A 26,634-nucleotide genomic window follows, 5' to 3' on the forward strand; every position below is an offset into this window, starting at 1 on the left:
GTGAGGACAGCCTGTCCTGTGGTCTTTCACCTGCCGCCGGCACGCCGGACGGATCAGATCGCCTTCGACGGATCGCCCACGCCGTACTGGGCCGCCAGCCGGGCCAGCGCGATGTTGTCGTGCACGCCGGTCTTCTGGAACAGCCGCGACTTGTGCGTGTTGACGGTCTTGGCGCTCAGGCTCAGGCGCCGGGCGATCTCCTCCTGGCGGCGCCCCTGCACCAGCAGCAGGGCCACTTCCAGTTCGCGCGGCGAGAGTCCATCGAAGGGCGATACATCGCCGCCGATATTGGACAGGGCCAGGTTCTGGGCGATGTTGTTGGCCAGGTAGCGCCGGCCCTGGGCGACGTCATGGATGGCACGGACCAGCTCCCTGGCATCGCCGCCCTTGCCGACGTAGCCCGAGGCACCTGCCTCCAGCAGACGCTTGGGCATCGGGCCGTCTTCCAGCACCGACACGATGATGACGCGGGTGCCGTGGTCACCCTTGACGATGCGCTCGGTGATTTCCAGCCCGCTCAGCCCCGGCAGGTTCAGATCGCACAACACCACGTCCGGTTTCAGCCGGCGGATCTGCGGCAATGCGACTTCGCCGCTGTCCGCCGCGCCGACCACCTCGATCCCGGTCTCGCCTGCCAGGATCATCTGGATCCCGGTGCGCACCAGCGCGTGGTCGTCAATGAGAAATACCTTGATGGTCACTATCCGCTACCTCCCCGCCAACCCAGGTGACAGTTGCAGCCCGCCGCGCACTCCATGCTTCGGAGCGACGGGTGGTGGATTCCACTGCCCGCCATTGCGCAAGCCACGCGTATTATCAATCAGAAAGAGGTCGGCCCCGATGCTTGGAATCGACATGCGCGGCCGGCTCCCCTGCCAGGCATGATCCGGCCCTGATCGGCACCGGACGACCGACCATGACACGGTGCATGTGGGCGCGTCACGCAACCATCAGGGCATCCCTCGCCTGCAATTAAGGATTCCCCGCAGCAGGCAGCGACCAACGATGCCGGAACAGCAGCGCATGCACGCCGGTCACCCATATCAACGCCGCGCACCAGCCTCCCAGGATATCGGAGGGGTAATGCACGCCAAGGTAGACGCGCGACAGGCCGACGCATGGCACGAAGACGATGGCGGCGATCAACGCCGGCCAGCGCCAGCGCGTGTTCCATGCAAGGAACACGACGACGGCGGCCAGTGTCATCGACCCCATCGCATGCCCGCTGGGAAAGCTGAAGGTACTTTCCGGTGCAATCGATTCCCACAGTCCCGGACGCTGCCGCTGGAACAACTGCTTGCTGCCCACGTTCAACAGCGCCGAACCCACCAGCGCGGTAACGGCGAACACCGTATCCCGCCAGCGCCGTCGCAAAGCGAGCATGGCCACCAGCAGAATATCCAGCGGAATCACGCCCCATTGGTAGCCCAGCCGGGAGGCCAGCACGAAGAAGGCATCCACCGCGGGCGATGCGAGGCTGTGCATGCGCCACAACAGCGCCTGGTCGAAATGCAGCGATTCGGCCTCGTGGATCTCGTCGGCCAGGGTCACGAAACCGGCCAGCGGCAGCAGCAGGCAGATGAACAGCACCACGATGCGCCAGGCGTTGTGCGCAAGCCAGTCGCGCACGCCGGCCGCCTCGCGGCGCGACTCAGCCGGCGTGGCGCGCATAGCGGTTCTCGACGTAATCGTCGATCAGCGCCACGAACTCCTGCGCGATGTTCTCGCCCCGCAACGTCACCTTCTTCTCGCCGTCGACGAACACCGGCGCGGCCGGCGCCTCGCCGGTACCGGGCAGCGAGATGCCGATGTTGGCATGGCGCGATTCGCCCGGGCCGTTGACGATGCAGCCCATCACCGCCAGCGTCATGTTCTCCGCGCCCGGGTGGCTGACGCGCCACACCGGCATCTTCTCGCGGACGTGGTTCTGCACCACCTTGGCCAGTTCCTGGAAGAACTCGGACGTGGTCCGTCCGCAGCCCGGGCAGGCGGTGACCATCGGAGTGAACGCACGCTGCCCGGTGGTCTGCAGCAGCTCCTGCGCGACGATGACTTCCTGCGTGCGCGGCTGCCCCGGCTCGGGCGTGAGCGAGATGCGGATGGTGTCGCCGATGCCTTCCTGCAGCAGCACCGCCAGCGCCGCCGACGAGGCGACGATGCCCTTGCTGCCGATGCCGGCCTCGGTCAGGCCCAGGTGCAGGGCGAACTCGGAGCGGCTGGCGAGGTCGCGGTACACCGCGATCAGTTCCTGCACGCCGCTGACCTTGGCCGACAGCACGATGCGCTCGCGCGGCAGGCCGAGTTCCACCGCGGTCTGCGCCGAATCCAGCGCCGAACGGATCAGCGCCTCGCGCAGCACGCGACCGGCGTCCCACGGCTGCTCGCGGCGGCTGTTCTCGTCCATCAGCTTGGCCGCCAGCGCCTGGTCCAGCGAACCCCAGTTGGCGCCGATGCGCACCGGCTTGTCGTACCGGATCGCGAACTCGATCAGCTGCGCGAACTGGGTGTCTTTCTTCTTGCCGAAGCCGACGTTGCCCGGGTTGATGCGGTACTTGGCCAGCGCTTCGGCGCAGGCCGGCTCCTGGGTGAGCAGCTGGTGGCCGTTGTAATGGAAGTCGCCGATCAGGGGCACCTCGATGCCCATCATCCGCAGCTTCTCGACGATGCGCGGGATCGCCGCCGCCGATTCGGCGTTGTTGACGGTCAGCCGCACCATCTCCGAGCCGGCACGCCACAGCTCGGCCACCTGGCGGACGCTGGCGGCGATATCGGCGGTGTCGGTATTGGTCATCGACTGGACGACCACCGGATGGCCGCCGCCGACTTTCACTCCGCCGATGTCGACGGCATGGGTGATGCGGCGGGGCCAGGCCGTGGCGTCGGCGGGAGGAGTCGGGCGGGTGACGGCGTCGTGCATGGCGCGCATTTTAGCGCGCCCGTCCGTCCCATCGCATGAACCATCGCGAGCTACGACGGGCCCGGACGCATTACGATGCACCCCATGGATTCCCCGGATACCTCGTTCCTGCGCACCCTGTGCAGCCTGCGCTGGCTGGCCACCGCCGGCCAGGCCAGCGCGATCCTGGTGGCCACCTGGCTGCTGGGGCTGGACCTGCCGCTGCTGCCGCTGTGGAGCGGCGTCTGCATGCTGGCGCTGTTCAACCTGTACGTGCAGCTGCGCGTGCACGACAGCGACCCGGCGCCGGTTACTGCCTTCGGCCACATCCTGGTCGATGTCACCGTGCTCACCTGGATGGTCGGCTGGAGCGGGGGGATCGCCAACCCGTTCGGCTCGCTGTTCCTGATCCTGATCGCGCTGGCCGCGCTCGCCCTGCCCCTGCGCTGGACCCATGCGGTGGCCGCGGCCTGCGTGGCCGGCTACGCGGTGAGCGCGGTGTTCGGGCTGCCGCTGCACGGCGGCTATTTCGATTCGATGAGCCTGCACCTGTGGGGCGCGGCGGCCAATTTCCTGCTGTCCAGCGTGGTCGTGCTGGTGTTCTCCACGCGCCTGGCCGCCGCGCTGCGCGAACGCGAGAACCAGCTGGCATTGCTGCGCGAACGCTTCGTGCGCAACGAGGGCATCGTCGCACTGGCCACGCACGCGGCATCGGTGGCGCATGAGCTGAACACCCCGCTGGCGACCATGACCCTGCTCGCCGACGACATCGCCGAGCAGTACGTCGACGACCCGGCGATGCAGGAGGACATGGACACCCTGCGCGGCCTGCTCGTGCAGTGCCGCGAGCGGGTGCTGGCGTTGGCGGCGCCGGCGGAGGGCGCGCGCAGCCGCGCCCGCGTGTCGATCGGCAATGTCCTGGAGCAATGGCGGCTGGTGCGCCCGACCGTGCATCTGCACCGCAACGCCGATGCCCCGTTGCAGCTCGCGCTGGACCCGGGCGTCGGCCACCTGCTGCAGGTGCTGCTGAACAACGCCGCCGACGCCGGCGAGCAGACCGGCCACGAGCAGGTGGACCTGGACATCCGCATCCGCGACGGACAGCTGTACGGCGAAGTCCGCGACTACGGCCCCGGCTTCAACGCCAACGATGCCGCCCACGCCGCCCTGCCGGGCACCCTGTTCAACAGCGGCAAGACCGACGGCATGGGCGTGGGCCTGGCGCTGTCGCATGCCACCATCGAACGACTGCATGGGGAACTGTGGATGCGCCCGGCCGAGGGCCGCGGCGCGCGCGTCGGTTTCCGCGTGCCCCTTGCCCATCTGGAAGCGAACACCCCATGAGCGCCCTTTCCCCCCACGGCCTGCTGGTCGACGACGATCCGCTGTACCTGCGCACCCTGCAGCGCAGCCTGGCCCGCCGCGAGATCGAGACCGCCACCGCCCACGACATCGCCGGCGCACTGGAACAGGCCACGCGCTCGCCGCCGGCGTTCGCGCTGATCGACCTCAAGCTCGGCAGCGAATCCGGACTGGCGCTGATCCAGCCGCTGCGCGCGCTGCGCGCGGACATGCGCATCCTGCTGGTCACCGGCTACGCCTCGATCGCCACCGCGGTGGAAGCGATCAAGCTCGGCGCCGACGACTACCTGCCCAAGCCCGCCACCGTGCCGATGATCCTGCGCGCGCTCGGCGAGGCGGACGAGGGCGGCGAGGAACACGAGGAGGTCGAGCCGCCCGACGCGATGACCCCGATCAGCCGCCTTCAGTGGGAACACATCCAGCAGGCGCTGCACGAGACCGGCGGCAACGTCTCGGCCGCCGCGCGCCTGCTCGGCATGCACCGCCGTTCGCTGCAGCGCAAGCTGCTCAAGCGGCCGAGTCCGGAGCGCGACCCGAATCGCTGACGGCGCAGCCCCGCGCCCGGACCGGGCCGGCTCAACCACGCTGGATCGACACCCCTCCGTCCACCCGCATGGCCGTGCCGGTGACGAACGAGGACGCCGGCGTCACCAGGAACAACGCCGCCGCCGCGATTTCCTCCGGCTGCGCCAGCCGCCGCAACGCATGCAGGCGCGCGACCGCGCCCAGCGCCGCCTCGTCGGGATTCATCTCGCGCGCCATCGGCGTATCGGTGCCGCCCGGCAGCAGCGCGTTGACCCGCAGGCCGGCAGGCCCGAACTCGGCCGCCAAGGCCTGCACCAGGCCGATGACGCCGGCCTTGCTCGCCGCATAGGCGGCGGTACACGGGAAGCCGGCGGTGTGGCCGACGAAAGTCGAGGTGAACACCAGGCTGGCGCCATTGCCGGTGCGCAACAGCGAAGGAATCTGGTGTTTAGCGCCCAGGAAGGCGGCGGTGAGATTGACGTCCATCGCCTCCTGCCAGCCGGACAGCGCCACCTCGGGGGTGGGCTGCAGCGGCCCCAGCGCGCCGGCATTGTTGAACGCCGCGTGCAGCGGGCCGTATGTGTCCTCGGCATGACGCACCAGCGCCTGCGCATAGGCCTCCTCGCGCACGTCCCCGGCCAGCCAGGTGGCCGTGCCGCCCACGGCGCGGATCCGTATCGACAGCGCGTCCAGTTCGGCGCCACGCCGCGCGCCGAGCACCACGCGCGCGCCTTCGGCGGCGAACAGCAGCGCGGCGGCGCGGCCGATGCCGGAACTGGCACCGGTGATCAATACGGTCTTGTCGTGCAAGGCTTTCATGTCCTGCTCCTGAGGGGGGGAGCACGGAGAGTGACGGCCCTGCGCGCACGCTGCTCGCCGATATCGGACACGACATCGACGGAGACGGAAAAGAGAAAGCCCGGCTTGCGCCGGGCTTTCCACATGCTGCGTTCCGCCGTGGCTTACGCCGCGACGGTGTCGGCCACGTCCTTGTAGTCGGCGATCTGGTCGAAGTTCATGTAGCGGTAGATCTCCGCGCCATTGGCGTTGATCACGCCGATGTCCGCCATGTACTCCTCCTTGGTCGGGATGCGGCCCAGACGCGAGCAGATCGCGGCCAGCTCGGCCGACCCCAGGTACACGTTGGTGTTGCGGCCCAGACGGTTGGGGAAGTTGCGGGTCGAGGTCGACATCGCGGTGGAGCCTTCGCGGATCTGCGCCTGGTTGCCCATGCACAGCGAGCAGCCCGGCATTTCCATGCGGGCGCCAGCGGCGCCGAAGGTGCCGTACACGCCCTCCTTGGTCAGCTCGGAGGCGTCCATCTTGGTCGGCGGGGCCACCCACAGGCGGGTCGGGATGTCGCGCTTGCCTTCCAGCAGCTTGGCGGCAGCGCGGAAGTGGCCGATGTTGGTCATGCACGAACCGATGAACACCTCGTCGATCTTGGCACCGGCCACGTCGGACAGGGTCTTCACGTCGTCCGGGTCGTTCGGGCAGGCCACGATCGGCTCGTGGATGTCGGCCAGGTCGATCTCGATGACGGCGGCGTACTCGGCGTCGGCGTCGGGTTCGAGCAGCTGCGGGTCGGCCAACCAGGCTTCCATCTTCTCGACGCGGCGGGCCAGCGAACGGGCGTCCTGGTAACCCTCGGCGATCATCCACTTCAGCAGCGTGATGTTGCTGTTGAGGTATTCGATGATCGGCTCCTTGTTCAGGCGCACCGAGCAACCGGCAGCCGAACGTTCGGCCGAGGCGTCGGACAGTTCGAACGCCTGCTCCACCTTCAGGTCCGGCAGGCCTTCGATTTCCAGGATGCGGCCGGAGAAGATGTTCTTCTTGCCTGCCTTGGCCACGGTCAGCAGACCGGACTTGATGGCGTACAGCGGGATGGCGTTGACCAGGTCACGCAGGGTCACGCCCGGCTGCATCTGGCCCTTGAAGCGCACCAGCACCGACTCCGGCATGTCCAGTGGCATGACGCCGGTGGCAGCGGCGAAGGCGACCAGGCCCGAGCCGGCCGGGAACGAGATGCCGACCGGGAAACGAGTGTGCGAGTCACCACCGGTACCGACGGTGTCCGGCAGCAGCATGCGGTTGAGCCAGCTGTGGATCACGCCGTCGCCCGGGCGCAGCGAGACGCCGCCACGGGTGGAGATGAACTCCGGCAGGGTGTGGTGGGTCTTGACGTCCACCGGCTTCGGGTAGGCCGCGGTGTGGCAGAACGACTGCATCACCAGGTCGGCCGAGAAGCCCAGGCAGGCCAGGTCCTTCAGCTCGTCGCGGGTCATCGGACCGGTGGTGTCCTGCGAGCCCACCGAGGTCATCTTCGGCTCGCAATAGGTGCCCGGGCGCATGCCCTTGCCTTCCGCCAGGCCACAGGCGCGGCCCACCATCTTCTGTGCCAGCGAATAGCCCTTGCCGGTATCGGCCGGCTGCACCGGCAGGCGGAACAGATCGGTGACCGGCAGGCCCAGCGCTTCACGCGCCTTGGCGGTCAGGCCACGGCCGATGATCAGCGGGATGCGGCCGCCGGCGCGCACTTCGTCGAACAGCACGTCGGACTTCACTTCGAACTCGGCGATCACTTCGCCGTTCTTCAGCGCCTTGCCTTCGTACGGACGCAGCTCGACGACGTCGCCGTGCTCCATCTTCGACACGTCCAGCTCGATCGGCAGCGCACCGGCATCTTCCATCGTGTTGTAGAAGATCGGCGCGATCTTGCCGCCCAGGCACACGCCGCCGGCGCGCTTGTTGGGGATGTACGGGATGTCGTCGCCGGTCCACCACAGCACGCTGTTGGTGGCCGACTTGCGCGAGGAACCGGTGCCGACCACGTCGCCGACGTAGGCGACCAGGTGGCCCTTGTCCTTGAGGTCGAGGATCTGCTGGATCGGGCCGCGCTTGCCGTCTTCCTCCGGGGTGAACGGTGCGTCGTCGCGCTTGTTCTTCAACATCGCCAGGGCGTGCATCGGGATGTCCGGGCGGGTGGTGGCGTCCGGGGCCGGCGACAGGTCGTCGGTATTGGTTTCGCCCGGCACCTTGAACACGGTGATGGTCAGGCTCTGCGGCACTTCCGGCTTGCCGGTGAACCATTCGGCATCGGCCCAGCTCTGCAGCACGCCCTGTGCATTGGCGTTGCCGGCCTTGGCCTTTTCCTGCACGTCATGGAACGCATCGAACACCAGCAGGGTGTTCTTCAGCGCGTCGGCGGCGATGGCGCCCACGTCGGCGTCGTCCAGCAGCTGGATCAGCGGGGCGACGTTGTAGCCGCCGAGCATGGTGCCCAGCAGTTCGGTGGCGCGCGCACGGCTGATCAGCGCGTTCTTCTCGCTGCCGAAGGCAATGGCGGCCAGGTACGAAGCCTTGACCTTGGCCGCGTCATCGACGCCGGCCGGCACGCGGTTGGTGATCAGGTCGAGCAGGAACTCGGCCTCGCCCGCCGGCGGGTTCTTCAGCAGCTCGATGACGTCGGCCGTCTGCTGTGCAGTCAGCGGCAACGGCGGGATGCCAAGCGCGGCGCGCTCGGCTACGTGGTGGCGATAGGCTTCCAACATGACAACTCCCGGGTGTAACGGTTAAAGAATGGATGGGCTCAGGCTTGCGGCACGATCAGCTTCAGGCCCTTGAAGTAGTCGCGATAAAACGTGTCGTTCCAGGTGATCAGCCCGTCGCACTGCAGCAGTGCGTGGGCGCCCACCATGAAATCGTCGATGCGGCGGGTATCGCCGCTGCGCTGCCGGTGGCGGCGGTGCATCTCGCCGGCACGCAACGCGGATTTGGCTTCCAGCGGATTGAAATGGACGCCCATTTCTTCCAATGCTTCCTGCACCTCGGCGCCGCCGCGCAGCGAGGCGCAGATCTCGGCCAGGGTGGTACCGCACACGACCACCCGCCCGCCGACCAGCGCCTGCCGCAGGCAGGCTTCCACCGCGTCGGCGCGGGGGCCATCGCTGAGCAGTTCGATCAGGACCGGGGAGTCGACCGCGATCATGCCGGGTCGGCCTCGTCACGGACGGTGCGCACGGCCTGCTCGGCCGACTCGAAGCCGTCCAGCGCGAACTTGCCGCGGGCACGGGAAATGGCGTCGTCCACGCTCTTGCGCAGGATGATGCGGCTGCCTTCCAGTTCAACCTTCAGCAGCGTGCCCTTGGTCAGGCCCAGCGCATCGCGCACGGCCTTGGGCAGGGTGATCTGTCCGCGTTCAGCGACGGTGGCTTCCATTGGGCGCCCTCCAAAGTATGCATGAATTATACATACTTGCACCCGCATACCCAAACCCTTCCAACGCTGGTCACGGCGGCGCAAGGCTTGCGGCACAAGGGCCGGCGCCTGAGCCGTGACATGACTGCAACAAACCGGTGCGTATGCTCAAGGACATGCCCGGCCTCGTCCACGGGAAGATCGTCCATACTCGGGCGACCGGTTACTGAACGGGGCTTCGCCCCAGCCAGCGGGCGCGCCTTCGCGCCGCCGCACGCCATCCGCAACAGGAGTCAGCCATGAGCGATTCGTTCTCCACCCGCAGCCAACTCACCGTCGGCGACCAGACCTACGCCTATTGCAGCCTGCCCCGACTGGGCGAGCGCTTCGACATCTCGCACCTGCCCTATTCGATGAAGATCCTGCTGGAGAACCTGCTCCGGCACGAAGATGGGGGCCAGACCGTCGGCCCGGAGCACATCGAGGCGGTGGCCAAGTGGGATCCGAAGGCCGAGCCGGATACCGAGATCGCTTTCATGCCGGCGCGCGTGGTGCTGCAGGACTTCACCGGCGTGCCCTGCGTGGTCGACCTGGCCGCGATGCGCGATGCGGTCACCCGCCTGGGCGGCCGCGCCGAGCAGATCAACCCGCTGATTCCTTCCGAACTGGTGATCGACCACTCGGTGCAGGTGGACGTATTCGGCCGCCCCGACGCGCTGGACGTCAATGGCCGCATCGAATTCGAGCGCAACCGCGAGCGCTACAGCTTCCTGCGCTGGGGCCAGAAGGCGTTCGAGAACTTCAAGGTGGTGCCGCCGAACACCGGCATCGTGCACCAGGTGAATCTGGAGAACCTGGCCCGCGTGGTGATGGAGCGCGACGTGGACGGCACCCGCTGGGCCTTCCCGGACACCGTGTTCGGCACCGACTCGCACACCACCATGATCAACGGCATCGGCGTGCTCGGCTGGGGCGTGGGCGGCATCGAGGCCGAGGCGGCCATGCTCGGCCAGCCCTCGTCGATGCTGATCCCGCAGGTGGTCGGCTTCAAGCTCAGCGGCCGCCTGCCCGAAGGCGCCACCGCCACCGACCTGGTGCTGACCGTCACCCAGATGCTGCGCAAGCTCGGCGTGGTCGGCAAGTTCGTGGAGTTCTACGGCAACGGCCTGCAGCACCTGCCGCTGGCCGACCGCGCCACCATCGCCAACATGGCGCCGGAGTACGGCGCCACCTGCGGCATCTTCCCGATCGACGCCGAATCGCTGAACTACCTGCGCCTGTCCGGGCGCAGCGAGGCGCAGATCACGCTGGTCGAAGCCTACGCCAGGGCGCAGGGGCTGTGGCACGAGCCGGACAGCCCGCACGCGCAATACAGCGCCACGCTGGAACTGGACATGGGCGAAGTGAAGCCGTCGCTGGCCGGCCCCAAGCGCCCGCAGGACCGCGTGCTGCTGCAGGACGTGCGCCAGAACTTCGCCGACGCGCTGGGCGGCCTGACCGCCAACCGCGACCGCCGCAACAACGAGATCGCCGATTTCATCAGCGAGGGCGGCGGCGCCGCGGTCGGCAACGAGCAACTGACCAAGGGCCACGCCGACATCGAGGTCGAAGGCAGCAGGGTGCGCCTGAAGGATGGCGCGGTGGTGATCGCCGCCATCACTTCCTGCACCAACACCTCCAACCCGGCGGTGATGATCGGCGCCGGCCTGCTGGCCCGCAACGCCGCCGCGCGCGGCCTGACCCGCCAGCCGTGGGTCAAGACCTCGCTCGGGCCGGGCTCGCGCGTGGTCACCGATTACCTGGAAAAAGCCGGCGTACTGAAGGAACTGGAGAAACTGGGCTTCTACGTGGTCGGCTACGGCTGCACCACCTGCATCGGCAACTCCGGCCCGCTGCCCACCGAAGTCAGCGCCGGCATCGCCGCCGGCGACCTGGTCGTGGCCTCGGTGCTGTCGGGCAACCGCAACTTCGAGGGCCGCGTGCATCCGGAGGTCAAGGCCAACTACCTGGCCTCGCCGCCGCTGGTGGTGGCCTACGCCATCGCCGGCACGGTCAACATCGACCTGACCCGCGAGCCGCTGGGCAAGGACGCTGACGGCAACGACGTCTACCTGCGCGACATCTGGCCGAGCAACAAGGAGATCGGCGACGTGATCGCCGCCACCGTCGGCCCGGAGATGTTCAAGCAGAACTATGCCGACGTGTTCAAGGGCGACAGCCGCTGGGCGCAGATCCAGTCGCCGGAAGGCCAGGCCTACCAGTGGAACGGCGACTCGACCTACATCAAGAACCCGCCCTACTTCGACGGCATGACCATGGCCGTGGGCAGCATCGCCGACATCCATGGCGCGCGCGTGCTCGGCCTGTTCGGCGATTCGATCACCACCGACCATATTTCGCCGGCCGGCAACATCAAGAAGGACTCGCCTGCCGGCCGCTTCCTGCAGTCGCGCGGCGTGCAGCCGGTCGACTTCAACAGCTACGGCAGCCGCCGCGGCAACGACGATGTGATGGTGCGCGGCACCTTCGCCAACATCCGCATCAAGAACCTGATGTTCGGCGGCGAGGAAGGCGGCAACACCCTGTACTTCGGCGCGCAACCGCCCGAGAAGATGTCGATCTACGACGCGGCGATGAAATACAAGGCGACGGGCACGCCGCTGGTGGTGATCGCCGGCAAGGAATACGGCACCGGCTCCTCGCGCGACTGGGCGGCCAAGGGCACCAACCTGCTCGGGGTCAAGGCGGTCATCGCCGAGAGCTTCGAGCGCATCCACCGCTCCAACCTGGTCGGCATGGGGGTACTGCCGCTGCAGTTCCTGCCGGGCGAGAACGCGCAGACGCTTGGCCTGGATGGCTCGGAGACCTTCGACATCACCGGCCTTGCCGATGGCCAGGCGAAGATCGCCAGCGTCATCGCGACCCGCACCGATGGCAGCCACGCCACCTTCCAGGCCAAGGTGCTGCTGCTCACGCCCAAGGAAGTGGAGTACTTCCGCAACGGCGGCCTGCTGCAGTACGTGCTCCGCCAGTTGGCAGCGAAAAAAGCGGCCTGATCGCCTGTTGAACGGCGCACGACCGGCCCCGCGCAGCGCGCGGGGCGTTCGCCCGGACCGCGCGGCATTGCCGCGCAATCGGTCCAGCCTCACCCGCAACAGTGGCCTCTCGTAGAGCGGGGCAACGCCCCGCTGAGGCGTTCCCGGCATTCCCGACAAAGCCCCGCCGGGCGTTGCCCGGCGCTACAAGAGCCACGCCAGCCCCCCGCCCTGTAGAGTGGGGCAACGCCCCGCTGAGGCGTTCCCTGCATTCCCGACAAAGCCCTGCCGGGCGTTGCCCGGCGCTACAGAGCAACGCCAGCCCCCACCGCCCTGTAGAACGTTCCCGGCAAGGTTCCAGCCGGTGCGTGGCCAACACCGCACGGCGTTGCCGCGGCACATGCCCCCTCCGGCCGCTCCCTCTCGTTTGTGCCCGACGATGGGCTTGGGCCATCATCGTGCGCAATCATCGCCGGGAAGGGAGTTCCATGGGTATGGATGCATCGCGTCGCCGGTTTCTGGGATGGAGCAGCGGCATGCTGGCGGGATTGTCCTTGCCCCCGGCCATCGCGGGAACCCACGCCGCATCCGCCATCGCACTGCCTCCCGCCACCGGCAGCGCCGCGCTGTATGCCCGTGCCCTGGTCCTGGATGCCAACGCGCTGGCCTCGGTCGGTGCGCTGCTGCACGACGACGACCAGGCCCTGCATCTGCTCCAGATCAGGGAATCGGGAATCAGCGCGATCAAGACCACGCTCGGCGGCGCGGCCGGCTCGTTCGAGGAAACCGTCGCCGACATCGCCCGCGCGCAGCAGCTGATCGACTCCCATCCCGGGCTGTTCCTGAAGGTCGTTGACCACGGCGACATGGCCCGCGCCAAGCGCGAGGGCAAGGTCGCACTGATCTTCTCGTTCGAAGCCACGACCATGCTGGAGGACAAGCTCGAACGCATCGACCTGTTCCGCGGACTCGGCGTGCGGGTCATGCAGCTTTCCTACAACCGCGCCTCCGCGTTCGGCGGCGGCAGCCTGGACGATGCGTCGATGGGTCTGAGCGCACTCGGGCGCGAGGCCATTGCCCGGATGAACGCACAGGGCGTGGCGCTGGACCTGAGCCATTCCAACGCGCGCACCACCCAGGAAGGCATCGAAGCCAGCCGCACGCCGCCGCTCATCACCCATGCCGGCTGCAGCGCGGTCTTCGAGCATCCGCGCAACAAGGGCGATGCGGAACTGCGGGCGATGGCCGACAAGGGCGGCGTGGTCGGCATTTACATGCTGCCCTTCCTCACCGAGGACAACCGCCAGCCGCTGCTGGCCGATTACATCGCCCACCTCGAACATGCGCTGCGCGTATGCGGCGAAGACCATGTCGGCATCGGCACGGACGCGCTGTTCTTCCCGGTCGACGAGAAGGACATCCGGGAAATGGACCTGCAGATGCGCGAGCGCCAGCGTAGCGGCACCGGCGCGCCGGGCGAGAACCGCACGCCCTACCTGCCCGACGCCAATACCCCGCGCAGGCTCGCCCTGGTGGCCGAGGCCCTGCTGCGCCACGGCCATGCGCCGCGGGTGGTGGAAAAGGTGCTGGGCGCGAACTTCGCCCGCGCCTTCGGCGACATCTGGAGAAGCGGCTGAGGCCGCCCGGCGTTACTCGAACGCGCCGACGCTGTCGTGGCTGAGGTTGTCGAAACGGGTGTATTCGCCGAAGAACTTCAGCTTGCACGAACCGGTCGGACCACCACGGTGCTTGCCGATGATGATCTCGGCCAGGCCCTTGTCCGGCGAGTTTTCCTTGTTGTAGTACTCGTCGCGGTAGATGAACACGATCATGTCCGCGTCCTGCTCGATAGCGCCGGATTCGCGCAGGTCGGCCATCACCGGGCGCTTGTCGGTACGCGTTTCCAGCGAGCGGTTGAGCTGGGACAGCGCGATCACCGGCACGTTCAGCTCCTTGGCCAGGCCCTTGAGCGAACGGCTGATCTCGGAAATCTCGGTGGCGCGGTTCTCGCTGTTGCCCGGCACGCTCATCAGCTGCAGGTAGTCGATCACCACCAGGCCAAGGTCGTGCTCGCGCTTGAGCCGGCGGCACTTGGAGCGCAGCACTTCCGGCGACACGCCCGGGGTGTCGTCGATGAAGATCTTGGTTTCCTTCAGCATGCGGATGGCGCCGGTGACGCGGCTCCAGTCCTCGTCCTCGAGCTGGCCGGTACGCAGGCGCGTGGCGTTGATGCGGCCGTTGGAGGAGATCAGGCGCATCGCCAGCTGCGAGGCCGACATTTCCATGGAGAACACCGCCACGCCCTTCTTCGACTTGATCGCCGCGTACTCGGCGATGTTCAGCGCGAAGGTGGTCTTGCCCATCGCCGGGCGCGCGGCCAGGATGATCAGGTCGGTCGGCTGCAGGCCGGCGGTCATCGCGTCGAAATCGTTGTAGCCGGTCGGCAGTCCGGTGATGTTGCCGCCGTTCTCGAAGCGGTTGCGCAGTTCCTCGAACGCATCCTTCAGCGCGCCGGGCATGGCGACGAAGTCGGTACGCCCGCGCGCGCCCTGCTCGGCGATGGCGAACACCGATTTCTCCGCCGTCGCCAGCAGTTCGGTGCTGTCGCGGCCCTCGGGCTGGAAACCGTCGTTGACGATGTCGGTACCGACCTGGATCAGCTGCCGCAGCACCGCCTTGTCGCGCACGATTTCGGCATAGGCGCCGATGTTGGCCGCCGACGGCGTGGTGCTGGCCAGTTCGATCAGATAGGCGCCGTCGCCGACCTGTTCCAGCTTGCCCTGCGACTCGAACCATTCGCCCAGGGTCACCGCGTCGAACGGGCGGTCGCGCTCGGACAGCTCGCGGATGGCGCGGTAGATCAGCTGGTGGTCGCGGCGGTAGAAGTCCTTCTCGGTCAGCGCCTCGTTGACCCGGTCGAAGGCCTCCGGCGCCAGCATCAGGCCGCCCAGCACCGCCTGTTCGGCCTCGACCGAATGCGGCGGCACGCGCAGGCTGTCGATGCGCTGTTCGCCGCGCTCTGAGCGGTCGTTGCGGTCGGAACGGAAGCTGGGACGGGCGGACATGGAAACCTGCTACTGCGGAAAAGCCAGGCGCCCATGGTAGGCGGACGCCGGCTCTCGGTGTGGGGATAGTTCTGTGGACAACCTGTCCGCAGCCGGTGAATGTGGCCGCAGGGCCCGCGGCGCAAGGGCCGGGTCCGGAGCCGGCGCGAAATGCCCGGCGCCGGCTGCGGCGCCGGTGGACGCGATTATCGCCCGACAGCAGCCTTCAGCGCTGCCGGTGCGTCCCGACCCAGTCCAGGAAGCGGTCGACATAACCCTGCAGGAAGCGGCGGGTACCGTCGTTGGCCACGCTGCCGTCGGCCTCGATCAGCCCTTCCTTGTACTGCAGGAAGGCCTCGGGCTGGGCCATCACCGACAGGTTCACGAACACCAGTACGTTGCGCAGGTGCTGCTGGGCCATCGCCGTGCCGGCCGCGCCGGGCGAGGTGCCGATCACCGCGGCAGGCTTGCCGTCGAAGGCGCCATCGCCATAGGGGCGCGAGGCGGTGTCGATGGCATTCTTGAGCACGCCGGGGATGGACCGGTTGTATTCGGCGGTGACGAACAGCACCGCGTCGGCCTGGCGGATCTCGTTCTTCAGGCGCGTGCCCTGCGCCGGGAAGTCGCTGTCGCGGTCCTGGTTGTAGAGCGGGATGTCGTCGATGCGCAGGTAGTCGAACCGCGCGCGCTCGCCGGCCAGCTTCTCCAGGGCCAGCGCCAGCCGGCGGTTGTGCGACTCCTTGCGCAGACTGCCGACGAACACGGCGATGCGATACGGTTCCATGGCGACCTCGCTGGGGATGGGTCCGGCTACGCTAGCCGGGCGCGCCTTCGCGGCCGGTGAAGGCCATGCGCCGTCAGCCGGCGCGGACCTGCGCCCGCTGCGCCTGCCAGTGCGCCTGCCAGGCCTGGAACATCAGCACGTTCCACAGGTGGGTGTGCCACTTGCGCTCGCCCCGGCCGAAGCGCTGCCACAGCGCCGAGACCGCGGCCTCCTCGAACACGCCGTCCTGGCGCAGCCGCCGCGGATCGAGCAGGTCGCCGGCCCAGTCCCGCAGGTCGCCGCGCAGCCACTGCGTCACCGGCGCGCCGAAGCCGCGCTTGCCGCGGAACACCATCGCATCGGGCAGGTAGCGCCGCAGCACCTGCTTGGGCAGGTACTTGCTGGTGCCCTCGCGCAGCTTCAGGCCCAGCGGCAGCGACCAGGCGAACTCGGCCACGTTCCAGTCCAGCAGCGGCGCGCGCGCCTCCAGGCTGGCCGCCATGCTGGTGCGGTCGACCTTGCACAGCAGGTCGTCGGCCAGGTAGGTGGTGAAGTCGGCCAGCATCATCGCGTCGGCCGGGCTGCCCTGCCCCTGCAGCGGGTCGGGCTGGCTGTAGAAGGTGGCCGGCTCGCGTGCGCCGCGTATCGCCGCGGCCGGGTCGCGCCAGCGCGAGATGCGGTTGCGGTAGACATCGCCGATGCCGCTGGCACCGGTCTCGGCCAGCAGCGCGGCCAGGCCGCCGGCACGCGAAGCCTCGCCCTGGGCGCGGGCATGACGGCCCAGCCAGCGCCGCAGCGGCGCCGGCACGCGCTGCAGCGCGCGCCAGTTGCGCAACGCGCGCTGGTAACGGGTATAGCCGAAGAACAGTTCATCGCCGCCATCACCGGACAGGGCCACGGTGACGCCGCCCCGCGCCAGCCGCGCGACCAGCGCGGTGGGGACCTGCGAAGCATCGGCGAAGGGTTCATCGAACATCGCCGGCAGCTGCGGTACCACCGCCAAGGCGTCGGCGCCGCTGACGTACAGCTCGGTGTGGTCGCAGCCCAGATGGTGGGCCACCTCTTTCGCCAGCGGCGCCTCGTCATGGTCCGAGTCCTCGAAGCCGATGCTGAAGCTGTGCACCGGCTGCGCGCTCTGCGCCTGCATCATCGAGGCGACGATGGCCGAATCGGTGCCGCCGGACAGGAATACGCCCACCGGCACGTCGGCCACCATGCGCAGCGCCACGGCGTGGCGCAGCTGCCGGTCCAGCGCATCGGTGGCCTCGGCTTCGCTGCCGGCGAACGGCGCGGCCAGGCAGGCGGTCATGCGCTCGCGTGCGTCCCAGTACGCCACCTGCGCCTGCCCGGGGCGATGCGCGGCCGCACCGGCTGCCACCTGCGCCGCATCCAGGTGCAGCACGCGGCCCGGCATCAGCTTGAAGGCGCCCTCGTGGATGCAGTGCGGCGCCGGAATGTAGTCCAGCCGCAGCAGCAGGGCCAGCGCGTCGCGGTCGATGCCGTTGTCGAACGCGGGATGGCGCCACAGCGCCTTCAGCTCGGAGCCGAACACCAGCGTGTCGCCGGCCCAGCCGTAGTACAGCGGCTTCTTGCCGACGCGGTCGCGGGCCAGCGACAGGCGCTGTTCGCGGCGGTCCCACAGGGCGATGGCGAACATGCCGTTGCAGCGCCGCAGCGCCGCCTCCAGCCCCCACTGCACGACCGCCGCCAGCAGCACCTCGGTATCGGAATGGCCGCGGAAGCCATGGCCGAGCGGTTCCAGCTCGGCGCGCAGTTCGGCGAAGTTGTAGATCTCGCCGTTGTAGGCCAGCCAGTAGCGGCCGTCGCTGGAGGCCATGGGCTGGTGGCCCAGCGGCGACAGGTCCAGGATGCTCAGCCGCCGGTGCGCCAGCGCCACGCCGGCGGCGGCATCCACCCACACACCGCGGTCATCCGGGCCGCGATGGGCCAGCGCATCGCCCATCGCGCCGGCCAGCGCCACCAGTTCCGCTTCCTGCAACCGCGCCTGCGATTGCAGGATTCCCGCCAGTCCACACATACCGATCGTTATCCACGCGCCAGCTCGGCTGCGGCGCTCACCACGTCATTGTCGCCCGGAAGCACCAGCAATGCGGCACCGGCCAGCGGCGTGTAGGTGTCCGCGCCGGTCACCCGGCGCAGCGGCACCGCGCCGAAGCCGGCCTCGGCCAGCGCGGTGATCACGCCCTCGCCCACGCCGGCGCTGTGCCGGCCCTCGTCGAGCACGATGATGCGCCTGGCGCCGCGGGCCTGCCCGGCGATGTAGGCCGCGTTGAGCGGCACCAGCCAGCGCAGGTCCACCAGCCGCACCTTCCAGCCCTGCGCCGCCTCGATGGCCCTGGCCGCGCGCAGGCCCATCGGCACGCCATTGCCGTAGGTGAAGATCACCAGGTCGTCGTTGCCTTCGCCATAGACGCGGCCCTGGCCCAGCTCCAGCGCCTGCTCCGGCGCCGGGTACGGGAACAGCCACTGGCCGTCGCCGGCCTCGTGCAGGTCCTTGGTCATGTACAGCGCGATCGGCTCCAGGAACACGCATACGCGCCCGTCCACCTTCGACAGCGCCGCCAGCGTGCGCAGCATCATCGCCGCGTCGTCGCCGCGCGACGGGCAGCCGACCACCAGCCCGGGGATGTCGCGGATGGCGGCGATCGAGTTGTCGTTGTGGAAATGGCCGCCGAAGCCCTTCTGGTAGCCCAGCCCGGCGATGCGGATCAGCATCGGGTTGCGGTACTGGTCGTTGGAGAAGAACTGCAGCGAGCAGGCCTCGCCGCGCACCTGGTCGATGGCGTTGTGCAGGTAGGCCAGGTACTGGATCTCCGGGATCGGCAGCATGCCCATGTTGGCGAAGCCCTGGGCCATGCCCAGGATCATGGTCTCGTCCAGCAGGGTGTTGAACACGCGGCGCGGGCCGAACGCCTTGTGCAGGCCCTTGGTCACCGTATAGACGCCGCCCTTCTGCGCCACGTCCTCGCCGAACAGCAGGGTGTCCGGGTATTTGCAGAACAGCTCGTGCAGGCCCTGGTTGATCTGGATGGCCAGGTGCCGCGGCGGCAGGTTCTCCGGCAGCGCCGCCTCGCTGCCGAACACGTCCAGACGGCGTTGCCCGTAGTCGGCACGGGTCGCCTCGGCGCGCACCTTGTCCGGGGTGTACGGCGCCAGCGGCGCCATCACGTCCTTCAAAGCCGTCAGGCGCGGACGCTTGTCCGCGTCCTCGGCGGCTTCGAAGCAGCGCGCGCGGGTGCTTTCGTACAGGGCCAGCACCTCCCCGGCGCTCATCAGCCCGGACTCGACCGCGATCTGCGCCGACCTCAACAGCGGGTCGCCCGCCTCCACCGCGCACAGTTCCTCCAGCGCGCGCCACTCGATCTCGAAGTCGGTGCCGGCGTGGCCCATGATGCGGGTGGTGCGCAGGTGCAGGAAGGTCGGGCGGCGCGTGCGGCGGCAGTGCTCGACCGCGCGCTCCACGTCGGCGTAGCCGGCGGCCAGGTCCAGGCCGTCGGCGAAGAAGTAGTCCAGGTCCGGGCGGTTGCGGAAGCTCTCGGCGATCCAGCCGCCGGGCGTCTTCACCGAGATGCCGATGCCGTTGTCCTCGCACACGTACAGCACCGGCGCCGGCAGCTTCTGGTAGGCCGTCCACGAGGCGGCGTTGAACGCGGTCTGCGCGGTGGCATGGTTGGCCGAGGCGTCGCCGAAGGAGCAGATGGCGATGCTGTCCTCGGGCACCGGCAGGGACAGGCCGAGCCGCTTGCCGGCCTCGATGGCGATCGCCGTGCCCAGGGCCTTGGGCAGGTGCGAGGCGATGGTCGAGGTCTGCGGCAGCACCCACAAGGGCTTGCTGCCCCACACCTTGTGGCGGCCGCCGCTGGCCGGATCCTCCGCGCTGGCGGCGAAGCTCAGCGCCGAATCCATGATCGGGTCCATTCCCGGCAGCTTGCGGAAGCGCTCGGCCATGAAGCCGCCGGAGCGGTAGTGCAGGAACGCCGGATCGGTATGGCGGGCGGCGCGCGCCACCATCGCATTGCCCTCGTGCCCGGACGAGCCGATGGTGTAGAAGACCTTGTTCTGCACGCGCAGCACGCGCGCCATCAGGTCCAGGTGACGGCTGACCAGCTGCGATTCAAACAGTTCGCGGAATCCCTGCGCGTCCAGCCCGCTGCCCGGGAGCACCGGGGCCGCCTCCTGCGGCGCGCCGGCCGGCCCCTGCCCCAGCCCCTTCACGAATTCGATGAAATTGGTATCGCAGATCTCGGCGCGGTTCAGGCCCTTCATGCGGGCCGGGATGGGGTTGGGTACACGGGCGAACATCAGGCGGGACTCCACGGTGCAGGCAGGTTGGGAAAAAACGGATCAGGGTGACGCGGCGAAGTTGCGCAGCACCTCTGGTGGCGGATCGGGCATGGCCACGAAGCCGGGCCGGGCGCGCAGCGCCTGCAGCCAGCGGCCGATGGCCGGATAGGAAGACAGTTCGATGCCGCCATCGGCGGCGACCGCGGTATAGGCGTACAGCGCGATGTCGGCAATGCCGTAGCCCGGCCCGGTGAACCAGTCGTGCGTGGACAGGTGGCGCTCCATCACCGCCAGCGCCGCGTGTCCGCGCTCGCGCAGCCGCGGCAGCTCCTGTCGCCGCGGCGAATCCGGCGGCGTCCAGCCGCTGATGAAACGCGCCACCGCGATGTACGGCTCATGGCTGTACTGCTCGAAGAACATCCACGACAGCGCCTGCGCGCGCTGCCAGCCGTCGGCCGGCAGGAACGGCGTGCCCTCGGCCAGCCAGAACAGGATCGCGTTGGATTCGGCGAGCACGCGCCCGTCGTCGCGTTCGACCAGCGGCACCTTGCCGTTCGGGTTGAGCGCGAGGAAGGCCGGTGTGCGGGTCTGGCCACCGGCGCTGTCCACCTCGATCCAGCGGTAACGCGTGCCCAGCTGCTCCAGCAACAAACGGACCTTGTGGCAGTTGCCCGAAGTGGACATGCCATACACCGTCAACGCAGCACCTGGATTGCTCAACGACACGCTTCCCCACGCCGCCGGAGGGCGCGCGATCCGACCATATGACCGGAACCGGGGGCATTTGGTAAAGCTGCGACCGCAGCAAAACAAACGCTGGAAGGCACCCTGTGACGCGAGGCGCCCGCGCTGGCGGGAGCGCCGGCCGGCATCGACCATCATGCCGGATGCGCAAGCCGCTCCACGCTTCGATGGATGCGCCTGAAACGATGCCTCAGCGTCGGGCCATCCACGCCTGCCGCGACTGTCCCCATACCTCGACGTCGACTTCGTGCGGCGGCGGCAGGCGCGTCGTGCGCAGCACCTGCGAACCGAGCTTGCGCGCGACCGCCTGCGAGTTGACGTTGCCCGGCGCGATGGTGTGGATCACGTCTTCCCAGCCCAGCGCATCGAAGGCCCAGTCGATGGCCGCGCGCGCGGCTTCGGGCGCATAGCCGCGTCCCCAGCTTGCCGACGCGATGCTCCAGCCGACCTCCGGCCCCGGCCAACCGTGCGGCTGCCATGGCCCGACCCGGCCCACCCAGCGCCCACTGTCCTTCTCGATCACCGAGAACATCGAGTACCCCAGCAGCTGCCAGCTGCCGGTCAGCGTGGCCAGGCTGCGCCAGGCCACCGACGGTGCCTGCACGCCCCCCAGGTGCTCCATCGCCAGTGGATCGGCGCAGAACGCGGCGAAGGCATCGAAATCCTCCGCCGACGTCGGCCGCAGCAGCAGCCGTTCGGTCTCCACCCGCAGGTCGAAAATGCTCATCGCGCATCCACTCCGTGTTCCGGCCCATGGATCGCCGGAGCCAGGACGGCCACTCCCCGGCATCCGCATCCGGCCACTGCCGGCATTCAGGCACGCATGCGCCCGCTGATGGCGCCATAAGCCAGGCGCACGGTCTCGAAGCCATGCTTGTGTTCCAGGCGGCGCACGATGAAATGCCCGCGCGCCATGTCCTGGTAGTAACCGGTGAACATGGTGTTCAAGGTGGCGCCGGCCACCGCGCCGATCACCGGCACGGCCTGGGCCGCGAACTTCTCCGACACCACCACGCCGAAGCGGGCGGCAACCTTCTCCACGATCCGCGCCAGCCACTTGCCGGCCTCTTTCGGCCCCAGGCCCAGCACCAGGCCATGGCTGCCGCTGAGCGTGGTGCCGGCCAGTTCCGCCGACAGATGCCGCATCAGCTCGGTGGTGAAGCCGCGCGCCAGGTAGTAGCCGGTCTCGCTGGCGTCGTCGCCGCTCGAATTGCCGCCCAGCGCGAACACCTCCAGGCAGGCCTGGCGGGTGGCGAAGTCGTCCAGGTCGAAACCTTCGCTGCGGGCGATGTCGGCCACCGCGCGCATGATGATGGTCGTGGACAGCGGCAGTTCGATCGCCAGCGCCGGCAATCCGCCGGCGCCGCCCAGTGCCCCGGAGGCGGCGGCGGCCAGCCTGTGCAGGCGCGGCGAGGCCGGCTTGCCGGGCTGCTTCCTGTCCATGCTCCACAACGCGGCTTGCGCGGCCTTGTAGAGCGCGGCCTCGGTCGCGCCCTGGATGCGCCTGGAGATGCCGGCGGGCAGCTTGCGCACAGCGAACTCCAGCGGCGAGCCGACCAGGTTGGCCATGCGCGCGCTGAGCGTCGGCGCTTCCAGCAGCGCCACCGCGCGCCGCAGGTCGGCCATGTCCTGCGGGCAATCGGCCAGCGTCGGCGCCAGCTCTCCCATCGCGCTCAGGCCGGTTCCGGCACGCCCGGCAACCCGGCCAGTACGCCCATGTACTGGCGGTAGTGGCGCAGCTCGGCGATCGAGTCGTGCACATCGCTCAACGCGGTGTGGCTGGAGTTCTTGCCCACGCCGGAAGCGATCGCCGGCGCCCAGCGCCGGGCCAGTTCCTTGACCGTGGACACGTCCAGGTTGCGGTAATGGAAATAGCGCTCCAGGCGCGGCATCTGCCGGTGCAGGAAGCGGCGGTCCTGGCAGATGGAGTTGCCGCACATCGGCGAGGCGCCGGCCTTGATCCAGTCCTGCAGGAAGGCGATGGTCCGCGCTTCGGCCTGGCCCAGGCTGATGTCGCTTTGGACCACGCGCTGCCACAGGCCGGACCGGCGGTGCTGGTTGCGGTTCCACTCGTCCATCGCCTCCAGCGCCGCCAGCGGATGGGCGATGGCGAACTCGGGGCCTTCGGCCAGCACGTTGAGCTGGGCATCGGTGACCACGGTGGCGATCTCGATGATCGAATCGTTGTCCGTGTCCAGCCCGGTCATTTCCAGATCGATCCAGATCAACCGGTCGTTGCCTGTGCTGTTGTCCGTCATGTAGCGCCTCTTGCAGGGGCCGGCGGCAACGTCGCCGGCGGGATATCGGGCCTTCATGATACGCCGCGCGTGGTCAGCCGCCGTCGTCGGGCAGCAGCGGCCGGCCGCGCTTGGCGCGGAAGTAGTTGGTCAGGCGCAGGCCCGCTTCGCGCGCCAGCACGCCGCCGGCGACCTCGACGCGATGGTTGTGGCGCGCATCGCCCAGCAGGTCGAACACGCTGCCGCAGGCGCCGGTCTTGGGATCGGTGGCCGCGTACACCACGCGCGCCACCCGCGCGTGCACCAGCGCCATCGCGCACATCGCGCACGGTTCCAGCGTGACGTACAGCGTGCAGCCGACCAGCCGGTGGTTGCCGAGCCGCGCCCCGGCCTCGCGCATCGCCACGATCTCGGCATGCGCGCTGGGATCGTGGCGGGCGATGTTGAGGTTCCAGCCCTCGCCCAGCGCCTGCCCGTCGGCCCCGACCAGCACCGCGCCCACCGGGATCTCGTCGAACTCGCGCTGCGCGCGCTCGGCCAGCGCCAGCGCATGGCGCATCCAGCGCACATCGGTTTCCGGGTCGTGCCCGGCCGCGGCCGCGTTCATCGCGCACCTGCCGATGCGGACGGCGCGCCGGCATGGCGCAGGTGCACCAGCGGATACGGCCGCCCCTGCCCATCAAGCGGCGAACGCCCGGTCTCGACGAAGCCCAGCCGCGCATAGAACGCCATTGCCTGCGCGTTCTGCGCGTTGACGTCGGTGCCCAGGCGCGGATGCCCGCGCAATGCCTGCTGCACCAGCAGGCGCCCCAGCCCGCGGCCGTGATGCGCCGGGTCGACGAACAGCGCCTCCATGTGGCCGTCCACGACCAGCATGAAGGCCATCGGCACGTCGTCCGCGTCCACCGCCAGCAGCAGCGGCGCATGGGGCAGGAAACCGCAGACTTCGGCATCGATGGCCTGGCGGTCGGCGGCGGCGAGGAAGTGGTGGGTGGCATCGACGGCGCGGCGCCAGATATCGATGATGCGGGCGCCGTCTTGCGGGCGCGATGGACGCAGTGTCGGCATGGCTCGAAGTCCGGAAGAGTCCCGGGAACGCACCCGGCGCGGCAGGCGCCCGGGCCGCCAGGATGGCGGGCAGAGTGGGATTCGAACCCACGGAAGGTTTGACCCTTCGCCGGTTTTCAAGACCGGTGCCTTAAACCGCTCGGCCATCTGCCCGTGACTGTCGCACCGATGCCTGCGCACCGGCCAGGGGCGCGCATTCTCGCACGCCGCCGCCGATTCTGCTCAACCGGCCTCGATCGCCAGCGCACCCATGGTGGAGGCGCGGATCTTCTCCTTGGCACGCTCGCAGGCGCCGCCGCAATCCAGGCGCGAAGCCTCCAGTTCCGCCGGCAGGTGCTCGGCCAGGAAGTCGATGAACACCCGCACCGCCGGCAGCAGGCCGCGGCGCGAGGCGAACACCGCATGGCAGATGCCCTGCGGCAGCGACCAGTCCGGCAGCACCACTTCCAGCTCGCCGTTGCGCACCGCTTCGGCGCAGACCGTTTCCGGCAGCATGGTGATGCCGAAGCCGTCCTTGACCATGCTCTGCAGCAGCGGGAAATCGAACCCGGCCACGCGCGGCTGCAGGTCCACGCGGCTGACCACGCCGCCCGGGCCGTGCAGTTCCCAGCGCTGCCGCGCCTCGTCCTCGCTGATGCTCAGGGTGACATGCTGGGCCAGGTCGTCCGGCGTCTTCGGGCGGCCGGCACGGTCCAGGTATTTCGGACTGGCCACCAGCAGTTCCTGCACCTGGCCGAAGCTGCGCATCACCAGGCTGCCGTCGTCGTCCAGCCGCGACCGCACCCGCAGCGCCACGTCGTAGCCCTCGTTGATGATGTCCACGCGGCGGTTGCTGATGTTCAGCTGCAGGCGCACCTTCGGGTACTGCTCGAGGAACTTCGGCAGCAGCTTGGGCAACTGCATCTGCGCCAGCGACACCGGTACGCTGGCGCGCACCAGACCACGCGGCTCGGCGCTGAGGCGGTCCACCACCTCGCGCGCGGCCTGCGCCTCGGCCAGCATGGTCTGCGCATGGCGGTGCACGCTCATGCCCACGTCGGTCACCGCGAAGCGACGGGTCGAACGCTGCAGCAGGCGCACGCCCAGGTCGGTTTCCAGCTGGCTGATGCGCCGGCTCAGGCGCGATTTGGGGATGCCCAGCGCGCGCTCGGCGGCGGCGAAGCCGCCATGGTCCACCACCATCGCGAAGTAGTAGAGGTCGTTGAGGTCCTGCATGGATTGATCCCACAACTGGAACGAATCGGTAAATTCAACCACCTTTGTCCTGATTTTACAAATCAGGCCGCGATCGGTCCGATATGCCACGCACCGTCCGCGACAATGCTTCGTCCGGATGGCTCCAGCGGGGTGTTGCCCCGCTCTACAGGACGGCAAGGGCGGGCCTGCAAACGAAAGGCCCGCATCGCTGCGGGCCTTTCAGACAGACGAAGATGACGGCCAGCCTCAGCCGATCCGCTCCACCCCGCCCATGTATGCGCGCAGCGCCTCGGGCACGGTGATCGAGCCATCGGCGTTCTGGTAGTTCTCCATCACCGCGATCATCGCCCTGCCCACGGCCACGCCCGAACCATTGAGCGTATGCGCCAGTTCCGGCTTGCCGGTGGCGGGATTACGCCAGCGCGCCTGCATGCGCCGGGCCTGGAAGTCGCCGCAGTTCGAGCACGAGGAAATCTCGCGGTAGGTCTGCTGCGAGGGCAGCCACACTTCCAGGTCGTAGGTCTTGATCGCCGAGAAGCCCATGTCGCCGGTGCACAGCACCATGCGCCGGTACGGCAGGCCCAGCTTCTGCAGCACGGTCTCGGCGCAGGCGGTCATGCGCTGGTGCTCGGCGTCGCTTTCCTCCGGGCGGCACACCGACACCAGTTCCACCTTCTCGAACTGGTGCTGGCGTATCATGCCGCGCACGTCGCGGCCGCCGCTGCCGGCTTCGGAACGGAAGCACATCGAGTGGGCGGTCATGCGCAGCGGCAGGCGCTCGGCCTCGACGATCTCGTCGCGGACGATGTTGGTCAGCGGCACTTCCGAGGTCGGGATCAGGTAGCGCGTGGCATCGCCCAGCGCGGTCCTGAACAGGTCTTCCTCGAACTTGGGCAGCTGGCCGGTGCCGCGCAGCGAATCGGCGTTGACCAGCACCGGCACGTTGGTTTCCTCGTAGCCGTGCGCGTTGACGTGCAGGTCCAGCATGAACTGGCCCAGCGCGCGGTGCAGGCGGGCGATGGGCCCGCGCAGCACGGTGAAGCGCGCGCCGGACAGCTTGGCCGCGGTCTCGCCGTCCAGCCAGCCGTTGCGGGCGCCGAGCTCGACGTGGTCGAGCACCGCGAAATCGAACGTGCGCGGCGTGCCCCAGCGCGACTGCTCGACATTGTCGTTCTCGTCCCGCCCGCGCGGCACGTCGTCGGCCGGCAGGTTGGGAATGCCCTGCGACAGCGTCTCGATCTGCGCGCGCAGTTCGTCC

23 protein-coding genes and 1 tRNA gene are annotated in these 26,634 nt (G+C 68.9%); 4 read left to right on the plus strand and 20 right to left on the minus strand.

Annotation, left to right across the window (positions count from 1 at the left end):
• Positions 1–53 precede the first annotated feature (53 nt).
• The 3 genes from ABB22_RS15220 to ispG form a co-directional block, all read right to left on the minus strand.
• Positions 54–701: a response regulator gene (locus tag ABB22_RS15220; RefSeq protein ID WP_055765004.1), complete on the minus strand. Its 648-nt coding sequence runs from the start codon at positions 699–701 to the stop codon at positions 54–56.
• A gap of 271 nt (positions 702–972) precedes the next feature.
• Entirely contained in the window at positions 973–1,671 is a 699-nt protein-coding gene (locus ABB22_RS15225; protein ID WP_055765002.1) for a phosphatase PAP2 family protein, read from the minus strand.
• A complete protein-coding gene (ispG, locus tag ABB22_RS15230; RefSeq protein WP_055765428.1) occupies positions 1,652–2,917 on the minus strand; it encodes a flavodoxin-dependent (E)-4-hydroxy-3-methylbut-2-enyl-diphosphate synthase in 1,266 nt (421 codons plus the stop codon). The genes ABB22_RS15225 and ispG overlap by 20 nt, the downstream gene beginning before the upstream one ends.
• 84 nt (positions 2,918–3,001) lie before the next feature.
• Between ispG and ABB22_RS15235 the strand changes: the two genes are divergently transcribed.
• Both ABB22_RS15235 and ABB22_RS15240 read left to right on the plus strand, forming a co-directional pair.
• Positions 3,002–4,240: a sensor histidine kinase gene (locus ABB22_RS15235; RefSeq protein WP_055765000.1), complete on the plus strand. Its 1,239-nt coding sequence runs from the start codon at positions 3,002–3,004 to the stop codon at positions 4,238–4,240.
• Positions 4,237–4,803 carry a response regulator transcription factor gene (locus tag ABB22_RS15240; RefSeq protein ID WP_055764998.1) on the plus strand — a complete coding sequence of 189 codons (567 nt, stop codon included), beginning with the start codon at positions 4,237–4,239 and terminating at the stop codon, positions 4,801–4,803. The genes ABB22_RS15235 and ABB22_RS15240 overlap by 4 nt, the downstream gene beginning before the upstream one ends.
• A 31-nt stretch (positions 4,804–4,834) precedes the next feature.
• On the opposite strand, the gene ABB22_RS15245 is transcribed toward ABB22_RS15240, so the two are convergent.
• The 4 genes from ABB22_RS15245 to ABB22_RS15260 all read right to left on the minus strand — a co-directional run bounded on the left by ABB22_RS15245 (position 4,835) and on the right by ABB22_RS15260 (position 9,004).
• A complete protein-coding gene (locus ABB22_RS15245) occupies positions 4,835–5,602 on the minus strand; it encodes an SDR family oxidoreductase (RefSeq protein WP_055764996.1) in 768 nt (255 codons plus the stop codon).
• A 143-nt stretch (positions 5,603–5,745) separates the two neighbouring features.
• Positions 5,746–8,337, minus strand: a complete 2,592-nt coding sequence (gene acnB, locus ABB22_RS15250) for a bifunctional aconitate hydratase 2/2-methylisocitrate dehydratase (protein WP_055764994.1) — start codon at positions 8,335–8,337, stop codon at positions 5,746–5,748.
• Positions 8,338–8,375: 38 nt separating this feature from the next.
• Positions 8,376–8,774: a type II toxin-antitoxin system VapC family toxin gene (locus ABB22_RS15255; protein WP_055764992.1), complete on the minus strand. Its 399-nt coding sequence runs from the start codon at positions 8,772–8,774 to the stop codon at positions 8,376–8,378.
• A complete protein-coding gene (locus ABB22_RS15260) occupies positions 8,771–9,004 on the minus strand; it encodes an AbrB/MazE/SpoVT family DNA-binding domain-containing protein (protein ID WP_055764990.1) in 234 nt (77 codons plus the stop codon). Before ABB22_RS15260 ends, ABB22_RS15255 begins: the two co-directional genes overlap by 4 nt.
• A gap of 278 nt (positions 9,005–9,282) precedes the next feature.
• Between ABB22_RS15260 and acnA the strand changes: the two genes are divergently transcribed.
• Together acnA and ABB22_RS15270 are read left to right on the plus strand one after the other, a co-directional pair.
• Positions 9,283–12,039: an aconitate hydratase AcnA gene (acnA, locus tag ABB22_RS15265; RefSeq protein ID WP_055764988.1), complete on the plus strand. Its 2,757-nt coding sequence runs from the start codon at positions 9,283–9,285 to the stop codon at positions 12,037–12,039.
• 515 nt (positions 12,040–12,554) lie between these two features.
• Complete coding sequence (locus tag ABB22_RS15270) at positions 12,555–13,655, plus strand: dipeptidase (RefSeq protein ID WP_055764986.1); 1,101 nt, start codon at positions 12,555–12,557, stop codon at positions 13,653–13,655.
• Positions 13,656–13,667: 12 nt separating this feature from the next.
• Here ABB22_RS15270 and ABB22_RS15275 read toward each other — a convergent pair whose 3' ends face one another.
• The 13 genes from ABB22_RS15275 to serS form a co-directional block, all read right to left on the minus strand.
• Complete coding sequence (locus tag ABB22_RS15275) at positions 13,668–15,083, minus strand: replicative DNA helicase (protein ID WP_055764984.1); 1,416 nt, start codon at positions 15,081–15,083, stop codon at positions 13,668–13,670.
• A 205-nt stretch (positions 15,084–15,288) separates the two neighbouring features.
• The gene (locus tag ABB22_RS15280) at positions 15,289–15,846 is read right to left on the minus strand and encodes an NADPH-dependent FMN reductase (RefSeq protein WP_055764982.1); all 558 of its coding nucleotides are present in this window, start codon (positions 15,844–15,846) and stop codon (positions 15,289–15,291) included.
• 73 nt (positions 15,847–15,919) lie between these two features.
• Entirely contained in the window at positions 15,920–17,863 is a 1,944-nt protein-coding gene (gene asnB, locus ABB22_RS15285) for an asparagine synthase (glutamine-hydrolyzing) (RefSeq protein WP_055764981.1), read from the minus strand.
• Positions 17,864–17,871: 8 nt separating this feature from the next.
• Positions 17,872–20,148 carry a thiamine pyrophosphate-dependent enzyme gene (locus tag ABB22_RS15290; RefSeq protein WP_055764978.1) on the minus strand — a complete coding sequence of 759 codons (2,277 nt, stop codon included), beginning with the start codon at positions 20,146–20,148 and terminating at the stop codon, positions 17,872–17,874.
• 42 nt (positions 20,149–20,190) lie between these two features.
• Positions 20,191–20,850, minus strand: a complete 660-nt coding sequence (locus ABB22_RS15295; protein ID WP_055764976.1) for a glutathione S-transferase family protein — start codon at positions 20,848–20,850, stop codon at positions 20,191–20,193.
• Positions 20,851–21,064: 214 nt separating this feature from the next.
• On the minus strand, positions 21,065–21,601 hold the full coding sequence (locus ABB22_RS15300) for a GNAT family N-acetyltransferase (protein ID WP_055764974.1): 537 nt from the start codon (positions 21,599–21,601) through the stop codon (positions 21,065–21,067).
• A gap of 86 nt (positions 21,602–21,687) precedes the next feature.
• Positions 21,688–22,542 (minus strand): EcsC family protein, encoded by an 855-nt coding sequence (locus ABB22_RS15305; RefSeq protein WP_055764972.1) that lies wholly within the window; start codon positions 22,540–22,542, stop codon positions 21,688–21,690.
• Between the two features lie 5 nt (positions 22,543–22,547).
• Positions 22,548–23,132 carry an oligoribonuclease gene (orn, locus tag ABB22_RS15310; protein WP_055764970.1) on the minus strand — a complete coding sequence of 195 codons (585 nt, stop codon included), beginning with the start codon at positions 23,130–23,132 and terminating at the stop codon, positions 22,548–22,550.
• A gap of 73 nt (positions 23,133–23,205) precedes the next feature.
• A complete protein-coding gene (gene tadA, locus ABB22_RS15315) occupies positions 23,206–23,718 on the minus strand; it encodes a tRNA adenosine(34) deaminase TadA (protein WP_055764968.1) in 513 nt (170 codons plus the stop codon).
• The gene (locus ABB22_RS15320) at positions 23,715–24,179 is read right to left on the minus strand and encodes an acetyltransferase (protein ID WP_055764966.1); all 465 of its coding nucleotides are present in this window, start codon (positions 24,177–24,179) and stop codon (positions 23,715–23,717) included. The genes tadA and ABB22_RS15320 overlap by 4 nt, the downstream gene beginning before the upstream one ends.
• A 63-nt stretch (positions 24,180–24,242) precedes the next feature.
• A tRNA-Ser gene (locus ABB22_RS15325) sits at positions 24,243–24,332 on the minus strand.
• A gap of 69 nt (positions 24,333–24,401) precedes the next feature.
• Positions 24,402–25,394: a LysR family transcriptional regulator gene (locus tag ABB22_RS15330; protein WP_055764963.1), complete on the minus strand. Its 993-nt coding sequence runs from the start codon at positions 25,392–25,394 to the stop codon at positions 24,402–24,404.
• A gap of 228 nt (positions 25,395–25,622) precedes the next feature.
• Positions 25,623–26,634 (minus strand): serine--tRNA ligase (gene serS / locus ABB22_RS15335; protein WP_057505317.1); only part of this gene is annotated, 1,012 nt, incomplete at its 5' end.

Source organism: Stenotrophomonas nitritireducens (assembly GCF_001431425.1).
GTDB lineage: Bacteria > Pseudomonadota > Gammaproteobacteria > Xanthomonadales > Xanthomonadaceae > Stenotrophomonas > Stenotrophomonas nitritireducens.

Coding starts and splice junctions, on each gene's coding strand:
- ABB22_RS15225 (WP_055765002.1), bottom strand. CDS start 1,671: ATGCGCGCCACGCCGGCTGAGTCGCGCCGCGAGGCGGCCGGCGTGCGC.
- ispG (WP_055765428.1), bottom strand. CDS start 2,917: ATGCACGACGCCGTCACCCGCCCGACTCCTCCCGCCGACGCCACGGCC.
- ABB22_RS15235 (WP_055765000.1), top strand. CDS start 3,002: ATGGATTCCCCGGATACCTCGTTCCTGCGCACCCTGTGCAGCCTGCGC.
- ABB22_RS15240 (WP_055764998.1), top strand. CDS start 4,237: ATGAGCGCCCTTTCCCCCCACGGCCTGCTGGTCGACGACGATCCGCTG.
- ABB22_RS15245 (WP_055764996.1), bottom strand. CDS start 5,602: ATGAAAGCCTTGCACGACAAGACCGTATTGATCACCGGTGCCAGTTCC.
- acnB (WP_055764994.1), bottom strand. CDS start 8,337: ATGTTGGAAGCCTATCGCCACCACGTAGCCGAGCGCGCCGCGCTTGGC.
- ABB22_RS15255 (WP_055764992.1), bottom strand. CDS start 8,774: ATGATCGCGGTCGACTCCCCGGTCCTGATCGAACTGCTCAGCGATGGC.
- ABB22_RS15260 (WP_055764990.1), bottom strand. CDS start 9,004: ATGGAAGCCACCGTCGCTGAACGCGGACAGATCACCCTGCCCAAGGCC.
- acnA (WP_055764988.1), top strand. CDS start 9,283: ATGAGCGATTCGTTCTCCACCCGCAGCCAACTCACCGTCGGCGACCAG.
- ABB22_RS15270 (WP_055764986.1), top strand. CDS start 12,555: ATGCTGGCGGGATTGTCCTTGCCCCCGGCCATCGCGGGAACCCACGCC.
- ABB22_RS15275 (WP_055764984.1), bottom strand. CDS start 15,083: ATGTCCGCCCGTCCCAGCTTCCGTTCCGACCGCAACGACCGCTCAGAG.
- ABB22_RS15280 (WP_055764982.1), bottom strand. CDS start 15,846: ATGGAACCGTATCGCATCGCCGTGTTCGTCGGCAGTCTGCGCAAGGAG.
- asnB (WP_055764981.1), bottom strand. CDS start 17,863: ATGTGTGGACTGGCGGGAATCCTGCAATCGCAGGCGCGGTTGCAGGAA.
- ABB22_RS15290 (WP_055764978.1), bottom strand. CDS start 20,148: ATGTTCGCCCGTGTACCCAACCCCATCCCGGCCCGCATGAAGGGCCTG.
- ABB22_RS15300 (WP_055764974.1), bottom strand. CDS start 21,601: ATGAGCATTTTCGACCTGCGGGTGGAGACCGAACGGCTGCTGCTGCGG.
- ABB22_RS15305 (WP_055764972.1), bottom strand. CDS start 22,542: ATGGGAGAGCTGGCGCCGACGCTGGCCGATTGCCCGCAGGACATGGCC.
- orn (WP_055764970.1), bottom strand. CDS start 23,132: ATGACGGACAACAGCACAGGCAACGACCGGTTGATCTGGATCGATCTG.
- tadA (WP_055764968.1), bottom strand. CDS start 23,718: ATGAACGCGGCCGCGGCCGGGCACGACCCGGAAACCGATGTGCGCTGG.
- ABB22_RS15320 (WP_055764966.1), bottom strand. CDS start 24,179: ATGCCGACACTGCGTCCATCGCGCCCGCAAGACGGCGCCCGCATCATC.
- ABB22_RS15330 (WP_055764963.1), bottom strand. CDS start 25,394: ATGCAGGACCTCAACGACCTCTACTACTTCGCGATGGTGGTGGACCAT.